Raw genomic sequence first — 672 nt, forward strand, 5'->3', positions numbered from 1 at the left:
CCCGCCCTCCGCGCCCCCGCCCGGGTAGCGTGGAGGGGTGACCACCACCGGACCGGGAGACCACCACGGGACGACGGGCGGCGGCGTCCGGGGAACTCCGCGCTCCCGCCGACCGCCGCCCCCCGACGGCGTCGCCCGCGAGGTCTTCGGCGACCTGCGCTGCCTGCTCCTCGCCCCCCGACTGCTCGTGCTCCAGGTGGCCCACCCCGTGGTGGGCGCCGGCGTCGCCGACCACAGCGACTTCCGCTCCGACCCCTGGGGGCGTCTGCTGCGCACCCTGCTCTCCCTGACCACGGTGGTCCACGGAACACCGGAGGAGTCCCTCGCCGAGGCCCGCCGGCTGCGTCGCCTGCACGCCGCGATGACCGGTACCGACGGCAGCGGCCGGCCCTACCGGGCCCTGGATCCCGGGGCGTACGCCTGGGTGCACGCCACCCTGGTCATGGGCCCCCTGGACGCCATGGCGCTCTTCGGCACCCCGCTGACCGGCGAGCGGCTGGAGACCTACCACCGGGAGATGCGCGGGGTCGGCCGGATCTGGGGCGTCGCCGAGCACCGGCTTCCCCCCGATCCGGTCGCCTTCGACACCCGCTACACGGAGACCGTCATCCGTGAACTCGGTGACAACCGCGCTGTCCGGGACGTCCTGGACGCGCTCGCCCACCCCGCCCC

The 672-nt window shown here is 76.0% G+C and carries 1 protein-coding gene; it reads left to right on the plus strand.

Features of this window, described 5'->3' with window-relative positions:
* Positions 1-37: 37 nt before the first annotated feature.
* The coding region (locus FOE67_RS27730) for an oxygenase MpaB family protein (protein WP_182667554.1) at positions 38-672 on the plus strand (635 nt) is incomplete at its 3' end.

Source organism: Streptomyces calidiresistens, from assembly GCF_014141525.1.
GTDB lineage: Bacteria > Actinomycetota > Actinomycetes > Streptomycetales > Streptomycetaceae > Streptomyces > Streptomyces calidiresistens.